The 8,894-nt window shown below is 68.4% G+C and carries 8 protein-coding genes; all 8 read right to left on the bottom strand.

All coding sequences use genetic code 11. From position 1 onward, the window contains the following. Positions 1 to 145 precede the first annotated feature (145 nt). Genes gspF through H4O10_RS18125 form a run of 8 tightly spaced genes read right to left on the bottom strand, consistent with a single transcriptional unit; the run spans position 146 to position 8,812 of the window. On the bottom strand, positions 146 to 1,345 hold the full coding sequence (gene gspF / locus H4O10_RS18160) for a type II secretion system inner membrane protein GspF (RefSeq protein WP_012480445.1): 1,200 nt from the start codon (positions 1,343 to 1,345) through the stop codon (positions 146 to 148). A 7-nt stretch (positions 1,346 to 1,352) separates the two neighbouring features. After that, positions 1,353 to 2,786 carry a type II secretion system ATPase GspE gene (gspE, locus tag H4O10_RS18155; RefSeq protein ID WP_012480446.1) on the bottom strand — a complete coding sequence of 478 codons (1,434 nt, stop codon included), beginning with the start codon at positions 2,784 to 2,786 and terminating at the stop codon, positions 1,353 to 1,355. Then, the gene (gene gspD / locus H4O10_RS18150; protein ID WP_012480447.1) at positions 2,783 to 5,161 is read right to left on the bottom strand and encodes a type II secretion system secretin GspD; all 2,379 of its coding nucleotides are present in this window, start codon (positions 5,159 to 5,161) and stop codon (positions 2,783 to 2,785) included. Before gspD ends, gspE begins: the two co-directional genes overlap by 4 nt. Beyond that, the gene (gene gspM, locus H4O10_RS18145; protein ID WP_012480448.1) at positions 5,158 to 5,685 is read right to left on the bottom strand and encodes a type II secretion system protein GspM; all 528 of its coding nucleotides are present in this window, start codon (positions 5,683 to 5,685) and stop codon (positions 5,158 to 5,160) included. Before gspM ends, gspD begins: the two co-directional genes overlap by 4 nt. Beyond that, positions 5,682 to 6,845, bottom strand: coding sequence for a type II secretion system protein GspL (gene gspL / locus H4O10_RS18140; RefSeq protein WP_012480449.1), 1,164 nt, complete (start codon positions 6,843 to 6,845; stop codon positions 5,682 to 5,684). The genes gspM and gspL overlap by 4 nt, the downstream gene beginning before the upstream one ends. Continuing rightward, positions 6,842 to 7,747: a type II secretion system minor pseudopilin GspK gene (gene gspK / locus H4O10_RS18135; protein ID WP_005409889.1), complete on the bottom strand. Its 906-nt coding sequence runs from the start codon at positions 7,745 to 7,747 to the stop codon at positions 6,842 to 6,844. Before gspK ends, gspL begins: the two co-directional genes overlap by 4 nt. A 9-nt stretch (positions 7,748 to 7,756) precedes the next feature. After that, positions 7,757 to 8,194 carry a type II secretion system major pseudopilin GspG gene (gene gspG / locus H4O10_RS18130; RefSeq protein WP_005409890.1) on the bottom strand — a complete coding sequence of 146 codons (438 nt, stop codon included), beginning with the start codon at positions 8,192 to 8,194 and terminating at the stop codon, positions 7,757 to 7,759. A 57-nt stretch (positions 8,195 to 8,251) separates the two neighbouring features. Then, a complete protein-coding gene (locus tag H4O10_RS18125) occupies positions 8,252 to 8,812 on the bottom strand; it encodes a hypothetical protein (protein WP_227415366.1) in 561 nt (186 codons plus the stop codon). Positions 8,813 to 8,894 lie beyond the last annotated feature (82 nt).

Genomic DNA, 8,894 nt, shown 5'->3' with positions numbered 1-8,894 from the left:
AACGGGCATTTTTATGGTGGTTCATCCGGGCTCTTTGGGGACTGGATAGGTGTGGTAACCACCATTTTCCAAAGATGCCCCGGATGAACAACCTACCGAGAGATCACAACTAACAGTCGACTCTACCTGTGATGCGCGTTGCGCATCACTGCACCAACTGGTTCATTTCCATGATCGGCATCAGCACCGCCAACACGATCGTCAGCACCACGCCGCCCATCACCAGGATCATGGTCGGCTCCAGCAACGCAGTCAGTGCCATCGCGCGACGCTCGATCTCGCGCGAGATGGTCTGCGCGGCGCGATCCAGCAGCGGCGCCAGCGAACCGGTCTTCTCGCCACTTGCCACCAGATGCACCAGGATCGGCGGATACACCTTCTGTACCTTCAACGCAGCACCCAGCGCAGCACCTTCGCGCACGCGCGCGGACACATCGTCGGCACAGCGCGCCAGCAGCGCATTGCCCAGGGTCTGCCGCGCCGCCTCCAGTGCACGCAGCAGCGGCACGCCGGCATCCAGCAGGATCGCCAGCGTCGAGGCGAAACGCGCGCTGTTCACACCCAGCACGAAGCGCCCGACCATCGGCAGCCGCAACAGCATCGCATCCCAACGCAGGCGCAGCTCGGGCTTGCGCAGGGCCAACCGCCAGGTCACCACCAGCGCAGCGATGCCCAGCCCCACCCACACGCCCCAGCTGCGTACGAAAGCACTGGCCGCCAGCATCACCTGGGTCAGCATCGGCAGCGTCTGCCGCGCCTGCACGAACGCGGTCACCACCTGCGGCACCACGTAGCTGAGCAGGAAGATCACGATCGCCACCGATACCAGGCTGATCGCTGCTGGGTAGATGAAGGCGGTCAGTACCTTGGCCTGCAGCGCGTTGCGTTCTTCGATGTAGTCGGCAAGGCGCTCCATCACCCGCGCCAGGTCACCGGAGTCTTCACCTGCGCCCACCAGCGCCCGATAGATCGGCGGGAAATCGCGCGGCCGCGCGGCCAGCGCAACGGTCAGGCGCTGGCCGGCACGCACGTCGGCGCGCACGGCGGTAAGCGCCTGGGCCACGTGCGGGCGTTCGGCCTGCTCGATCACCGCACTCAATGCGCCTTCCAGCGGCAGGCTGGCCGCCAACAGGCTGGCCAGCTGGCGCGTAGCCCAGGCCAACTCGCTGGCGGACAACCGGCGAGCGCCCCAGCCACTGCCGGCACTGCGCGCCGCACTCACCTGCACAGGGGTCAGCCCGCGCCCGCGCAGCAGCTGGCGAGCACCGCGCGGGCTGTCGGCATCCAACTGGCCCTTTTCGATGCGGCCCTGCGCGTTGGCAGCCTGGTAGTCGAACAGTGCCATGCAGGCCTCAATCGTCGCCGGTGACGCGCAGGATCTCTTCCAGCGTGGTCACCCCGCTGTCGACCCAGCGCTGGCCGTCCTGCCGCAGGGTCCGCATGCCGGCCCGCCGGGCCGCCTCGCGTAGCGCAGGCTCGCCCTGCCCTTCATGGATCAGTGCGCGCACGCGGTCGTCGACCACGAACAGTTCATGGATGCCGGTTCGCCCCCGATAGCCGCTGTTGGCGCAGGCCGCGCAGCCCACCGCGCGCCATACGGTGCGACCCTCGCCGTCCACCTCGGCACGACGGCACTGCGTGCACAGCCGCCGCACCAGCCGCTGCGCCAGCACGCCGCGCAGCGACGAGGCCAGCAGGAAGGGCTCCACGCCCATGTCAGCCAGGCGGGTCACCGCCGAGATCGCATCGTTGGTGTGCAGCGAGGCCAGCACGCCATGCCCGGTCAGCGACGACTGCACCGCAATCTGCGCGGTCTCCAGGTCGCGGATCTCACCGATCATGATGGTGTCCGGATCCTGGCGCAGGATCGCACGCAGCGCGGTGCCAAAGCTCATGCCGATGCGCGCGTTGACCTGGATCTGGCCGATGCCGGCGAAGTCGTACTCCACCGGGTCTTCCACAGTGAGGATGTTGCTGGTGCTGCTGTCGAGCTGGCCCAGTGCGGCGTACAGCGACGTGGTCTTGCCGCTGCCGGTCGGCCCGGTGACCAGCACGATGCCGTGCGGCTGACGGATCAACCCGGTGAACGTGGCCAGCGTGTCATCGGCCATGCCGAGGCGCTGCAGCTGCAGGCGACCGGCATCCTTTTCCAGCAGGCGCAGCACAGCACGCTCGCCATGAGCGGTCGGCACCGTGGAGACACGGATATCCAGCGGCCGCCCGCCCACGCGGATGGCGATGCGCCCGTCCTGCGGCAGGCGCTTCTCGGCAATGTCCAGGTGCGCCATGATCTTGATGCGTGATACCAGCGCCGCATGCAGTGCGCGCCGTGGCTGCACCATGTCGCGCAGGGTGCCGTCCACGCGGTAGCGCACAACCGAATGGGTCTCGAACGGTTCGATGTGCAGATCGCTGGCGCCATCGCGTGCGGCCTGTGCCAGCAGCGCGTTGATCATGCGGATCACCGGCGCATCGTCCTGAGCATCCAGCAGATCGGTGACCTCCGGCATGTCCTGCATCAGCCGGTCCAGATCGACTTCGCTTTCGGCGGCACCCACCACGGCAGCGGCATCGCCGCCGTCACGGTACTGCTCACCCAACCGCTGTTGCCACGTCGCAGCGTCCAGCGCCTGGAACGGCAGCGGGCCATGCCGGCGGCGCAGCTCGGCCACAGCCCACGCTGCGGTGTCGGCGGTGCCCAGCAACACGGGCTCGCCGCCAACTTCGGACAGCATCACGCCATGGCTGCGCACCCAGGCGTACGGCAGCGGCGCGGAAGCGCTCACGGCCCGATCACCAGTTCCGGCGTGTAGCCCAGCCCGCGCAGCTGCTGCAGCGCAGGGTCCAGCGTCGCCGGATCGCGCGGCAATCGCACGCGCAGGCGTTGCCCGCTCTCGCCGGGCGTCGCTTCGGCATAGGCCTGCAGGCCCAGTGCACGCACCTGCGCCACGCCCTGGCTGGCACGCGCCGGGTCCAGCCCCTGCGCGAACTGCACCAGCTGCGCATCGCCGTCACCGGACGGGTACAGCGCCGCCAGGCTGCTGTTCTGCAGCGGCTGGCCCTGGTCATCGCGTGCATTGCCCTGGCCGAGGACAGACAGGTCCTGCGGTGGCAGCTGCGGTGCCGACAGCGCCGGCAAGGCCCAGCTCTGTGCCGGCTGCGCGCCCGCCTGCGCGTTGCGCATGTAGTCGTAGCGGTCGCGGGTCAGGCGCTGGCCGGCGGCCGGCTCACGCACCACGTGCGGGCGCAGGAACACCATCAGGTTGGTCTTGGCGCGCTTGCGCGTGTCGCTGCGGAACAAGGCGCCCAGGACCGGGATCTTTCCCAGCCCCGGCACCGCATCACGGCCATGGCTGACGCTGTCTTCCAGCAGGCCACCCAGCACCATGATCTGGCCATCGTCCAGCAGCACGCTGGTATCCAGGGCGCGCTTGTTGGTGATGATGCCGGCCGTGCTGTTCGCGCTCTGCGCGTCGATGCTGCTGACTTCCTGGTAGATGTCCAGCTTCACCGTGCCGCCCTCGGAGATCTGCGGGCGCACCCGCAGCTTCAGGCCGACGTCCTCGCGCACGATGGTCTGGAACGGGTTGTTGCTGCCGCCGCCGCCGTCGGTCACGTAGCGGCCACTGACGAACGGCACGGTCTGGCCGACCATGATGCTGGCCGCTTCGTTGTCCAGCGTCATCAGGTTCGGCGTGGACAGGATGTTGGCACCGCCCTTGCTCTGCAGCGCGTTGGCCAACGCCTTCATGTTGAGGATCTGGCCGACGCCGGGCAGGTTGATGGTGCCGTCGATCACACCGATCTTCAGGCCATCCTTGGGCAGCACGTCCAGGGTGGTGCGTGCGGTGGTGTTCAGCCCGCTGCCACCGGTGGTGCCACCGAAGTGGGTGCCGCCGAAGGTGCGGCCATTGCCCAGCATCCACTGCACGCCCAGTTCGGCCGCGTCGGTCTGGTTGACCTCCACGATCAGGCTCTCCACCAGCACCTGTGCACGGCGCTGGTCGAGCTGGTCGATCACCCGGCGCAGGTTGCGGTACACCGGCTCGGGGGCAGAGATCAGTAACGTGTTGGTGGCCACGTCCGCCTGTACCGAGATGCCGTTCTGGCTGAAGCCGGTGCTTCCTGCATCGATCGGGTCACGGCGGCTCGGATCCAGGCGCTGCGATTCCAGCGCATTGCCTCCGGGCTTGGCCTGCTGCGGCTGCGACGGCTGCGCGGGGGTGGAGTGGCTGGCGTCGCCGGGCAGTGGCGTGATGCCTTCGTTGCTGCCCATCGCCGGTGCATCGCTCTGCCCGGCCACCACGCCACGCAGCACACCCGCGAGCTGGTTGGCCTGGGCATTGCGCAGGTAGACCACATGCAGGTTGCCGGATTCATCCTGGGCACGGTCCAGCTTCTCCACCAGCTGCCTAGCCAGGCGGGTGCGCCCGGGACTGCTCGACCGCAGCAGCACGCTGTTGCTGCGCGGGTCGGCCATCACCACCACCTTCTGGGTGGGCTCGGCGCCCTGCGCATCCAGCAGCGGCGCGACCATCGCCGCGACGTCAACGGCAATGCCCTGCTGCAGCTTCACCACATCGGTGTCCATGCCGGCCGGTGTATCCACGCTGGCGATCACACGCGCGATGCGCTCCAGGTTGTCGGCATAGTCGGTGATCACCAGCGTGTTGTTGCCCGGATTGGCAGTGATCGGATTGTCCGGGCTGATCATCGGCCGCAGCACCGCCACCAGCGCGGCCGCGTTCTCGTAGCGCAGCGCGAAGGTGCGCGTGGCGATCTCACCCCCCGCACCGCCGCTGCCAACGCGGCCACCGAGCAGCTTGGCATCGGCCTGCGGCACCACCCGGCTGACGCCGCCGTTCTCGACCACGGCGAAGCCGCGCATGCGCAGTGCGCCCAGCAGCAACTGGTAGGCCTGGGTACGGCTGACCGGACCATCGGAAACCACTGTCATCTTGCCGGTCACCCGTGGATCGACCAGGAACTGGCGCCCGGTGAAGCGCGCTGCCATGCGCAGTACGCCACCGATATCGGTGTCGACCAGGTTCAACTGCACCGGCTCATCACGGGCGTCCTGCGCCAGTACCAGCGCCGGTGCGTGGGCCATGCACACGATCAGGGCCAGTGCGGTACTGCAGGCAAGGCAACGCGCCCTCATGGATGGGCACCCGCGGTGGCCACCATCACGATGTTTCCGGAAATCCGTGCCGCCGGCATGTTCGCATCCCCTGTGCGTGTCAGTTGCAGCTGCTGCAGTTCGATGGCCGGATCGGCCAGCACGGGCAGCAGCCAGTTCCACAGCGCGTCGGCGGGCACTGCCTGCACCTGCAGGTGCCAACGCCCGTCGCGCGCTTCGATATGCAGGCCGGCGGCAAGGCCGGCGGTCTTGATGCCATCGCGCAGCCCGGCCAGTGTCGGGTGCTGGCCCTGCGCCAGCTGCTGGCGCTCACGGGCGCGCAGCAGCGGTGCCAGTGCGCGGGACTGCGCCTGCAGCCGCGGCAGCTCGGCCTGCCAATACGTGCGCTGCTTCAGCAGTGGCTCCAGCCACAACGACCACAGGCCCGCCACCAGCAGCGCCACCACCATCACCCACAGCATCAGCCGGTCGCGCGGTGGCAGGCGTTGCCAGCGGTGCTGCAGGCCCACCAGCCCCTCGCCCAGCCATAGGGTGCGGGTCGTCACTGCCCAGCTCCGCTCACTCGCAGGTGTCCACCGGCTTCGCGCGCCAGCTGCAGGCCCTGTGCCTGAACTGCTTGCTGCCAGTGCTCAAGCCGCTGCGGATCGTCGGCCAATGCCTGGGCATCGGCATCCAGCTCCATGTCCAGCTGCCCGGGTTGGTAATGCAGGCTGCGCACTTGCCCGGCCAGCTCCGGAACAGCCTGCAGCGTGCTGGCAACCTGACGCTGCAGCGCCGGCAACGGCGGCGCCGGCAGCGGCACCGCAAGTGCTCGCCTTGCCTGCAACACCGGGTCCACCACATCGGTGATCTCCGGGAAGCGCGCGCTGAACTGGCGCGCCATGTCCCGTTGCAGGGCCTCGCCCTCGATCCGCGAACGCGAGACCTGCAGCTGCAGGCCGAGTGCAGCCAGCAGCACTGCTGCCAGTGCCAGGCCGATCGCCAGTCGCGGTGCTTTCCGGCCTGCGCCGGGCAGCGGCAATGACCAGCCTGGCAAGGGGCCAGAGGTCTGCCGTTCATGCGTGACGGCGGTGGCCGGCAGGCTGTCCGGCCACGTCGGCGGCACACTATCGATCCACTGCACGGCCAGCACGCCCGCCTGTTGCAGGCGCACGGCCAGCGCCTGCATCACCACACAGGCATCACGTCCGCCATACCATTGAACGAAACCCCGATCGCGCCCGCTGCGTACCAGCAGATGCTCGCCGCTGACCTGCAGCGTGGCCTGGCCGTCCTGCCAGGGCAGCAGCAGTGGCGTCGGATACAGCGCCTGCAGCTGCAGCCCACACGAGCCCAGCAGCTGCTGCGCCTCCGCGATGGCCTGCTGGCCGAGCCAGGCCACCGGAACCGTGCCGTCTGCCGCCTGCGCGCCGTGGGCCAGCGCCACCTCCTGCAGGTCATCCAGCAGCATCGCCTCCACCTCACCCTGCAGCGCCGACTGCAGGCGGCGCCCGGACAACGGCGGCAGCTGCAGTTCCAGCAGGATCAGGTCGTTCGGATCGAGGCAGGCACGCACCGCAGCCTGCGGATGCCGCAGGCCCAGCGTCGCCAGTGTTTCGCGGCCATGCGCCAACACCTCGCCCTTGTGCAGCTGCGCCCAGTCCACCGCGCTGTCGGCGCGCAGGTGCTCCAGCGCCGGCAGGCGCACGCGAAGCTGCACATTCATGCGCCGATCCTCGTCCACACCCGTTGCACACGCACCCCATCGTCGCGGTATTCGCGCCACAACAGCGCGCGAAAATCGACCGCACTGCCGTCAGCCTGCACCTGGCCGACGGCCAGGAACCATTCGCTATGGATACCCAGGGGAAGCACGGCCATCTGTTCGTTGCTCAGTTGGAGTCGGTTGGCGATGTCGCCGCGATTGAGCAGCCAATGGCCAGCATCGCGCTCACCGAGCAGCGCCTGCAGCCGTGCCGGCTCGACCACGGGCGTCACCGCCTGCAGAACGCGCAGGTCGCTGGTGTTGGCGTTGACCAGGGTCTGCGCCGGCAACACCACGGTGCGCCGCGCCAGCGCCTGCAACGCCACCGGATCGGCACCAGGTAGCGCTTGTTCGATCAGTGATTCGCGCGGCAGCGGCGCCTGCGCCTGCATGTCGCCATCGCGCAGGCGCGCCTGGATGTGGTCGGCGGCGGATGCGCAGGCGCCCTGGCCCAGCCCCTGCCCGGCACACAACGCGATGAACGCGCGCCGCGCCTCGGGGTCCGGCCTGCCATGCGCAAGAAGGTTGCGCAGGTTGAACATCGACTGCGCATCGACCAGCTGCAGCTGCACCGGCAACGGCGCCTGCAGCTCCAATGGGCGCGCCCAGCGCCCGCTGCGCACCGTGGTCAGCTGTTCCTTTACATCCTCACGCAGCTGCTGTGCCGCACGCTCCAGCGTTGCGTCCACCGCCATGCGTACCTGTACGCGCAGCTGGTCGCCACGCAGCGCACGCAGCTGGGCCGACTGCCGGGTCAGCAGTGCGGTGGCAATCACCGCCACCAGTGCCACCACCAGCAGGGCGACGATCACCGCCATGCCACATTGGCGGACACTCGAAACAGAACGCATCCGGGCTGACATCGGCCTGCCTCACAGCTGCCAGGAACCGATGTCCGCATTCCCGGCGTCGCCACCGGGCTTGCTGTCCGCGCCCAGCGAGAACACATCGATGTCGCCATGGGTTCCGGGAATCTGGTACTGGTACGGATGGCCCCATGGATCATTGGGCAGGCGATCCAGATAGGGCGTGACCGGCATCGCGCCACCACCCTGCGGTGGCTTCACCAGCGCCTGCAGGCCCTGCTCGGCACTGGGATAGCGACCGTTGTCCAGCTTGAACAGTTTCAACGCCTGCATCAATGCAGCGATGTCCTGGCGCGCTGCCACCACGCGCGCCTGGTCGGGACGGTCCATCAACCGCGGCACGATCAGTGCGGCGAGGATGCCGATGATCACCACTACCACCATGATTTCGATCAGGCTGAAACCCTGCTGCCGAGCCCTGCGACCACGAACCTGCCTTGCCATTGTTCCGCCCTCGTCATCCTGGAAGAGACCGCTGCGCCATGGTCAGCGGTGCATGTGTCAGTACGATAAACATCCGCTGGAAATCCGCTGCGCGTGTCCCTGTGCAGGCGCAATACGTGCAGCCGGGGCACATGCAGACTCGAACAGGTGCTGCGGCACGCTGGCCAGCGCATCGTCGATGCAGCCGCGCAGCAACGGGTGCGCGCAGGCCTGCAGCAGGCGCACGCACTGCATCGGCGACCATGCCGTTCCATGATCGAGGCCGATGAACATCCGATAGGCCTGGTGATAGCGCAGGTCGTCGTACACGCGCTGGGCACTGTTCAGATCGCGCACGACCACCAGCAGAGCCGCGCGCTGCAGCAGCCGCGCATCGCCTGCATCAAGCGGTAGCGGGCTCATCGCCGCCTCGGGCCAGGGCCGCAGCTGCAGGTCGAGGGCTTTTCGCAGCGCCGCCAGTGGGTGCGCACTACCATCCAGTGCCGCCCAGCGCGCCGCATCCGCCCAGGCATCGCTGGACAGCACCCAGACCCACGAGCGCCCATAGCGCTGCACGTTCAATGGTGCATGCCGTGCCTGCTCCAGTGACTGGCTCAGGTGACGATCCAGCTCCAGCATGCTGATCCTGCGACTGTCTGCCATCGGCGCCGCCCGTGCTCCACGACGCGCGGTGCGTCGTACTCTGGAGAAGACGTCAGCA

Origin of the sequence: Stenotrophomonas sp. I18B00994 (assembly GCF_014145825.1) — a bacterium.
Taxonomy (GTDB): Bacteria; Pseudomonadota; Gammaproteobacteria; order Xanthomonadales; family Xanthomonadaceae; genus Stenotrophomonas; species Stenotrophomonas maltophilia.
This window is presented reverse-complemented; position numbering and strand designations above follow the sequence as displayed.